This is a genomic window from Paenibacillus sp. EKM206P (assembly GCF_011066155.1).
In the GTDB taxonomy this organism is placed as follows: Bacteria; Bacillota; Bacilli; order Paenibacillales; family Paenibacillaceae; genus Paenibacillus; species Paenibacillus polymyxa_D.
This window is the reverse complement of sequence record NZ_JAAMNQ010000140.1, coordinates 1-219: the sequence shown is the minus strand read 5'-3', so window position 1 is coordinate 219 and position 219 is coordinate 1. Positions and strand designations below refer to the sequence as shown.

General features: G+C 47.0%; 2 tRNA genes. Both read left to right on the top strand.

Annotation, left to right across the window (positions count from 1 at the left end):
- Window positions 1-2 precede the first annotated feature (2 nt).
- Window positions 3-74: transfer RNA gene (locus G9G53_RS26130), tRNA-Glu, on the top strand.
- A 69-nt stretch (window positions 75-143) separates the two neighbouring features.
- Window positions 144-219, top strand: a tRNA-Val gene (locus G9G53_RS26125).

Genomic DNA, 219 nt, shown 5'->3' with positions numbered 1-219 from the left:
ATGGCCCGTTGGTCAAGGGGTTAAGACACCTCCCTTTCACGGAGGTAACAGGGGTTCGAATCCCCTACGGGTCATAAAAATATCATAAAAAAAACTTGCAATAAAAATTTTATTATGGTATAATATGAAAAGTGTTTCGGTGTGGAGGCTTAGCTCAGCTGGGAGAGCATCTGCCTTACAAGCAGAGGGTCGGGGGTTCGAGCCCCTCAGCCTCCACCA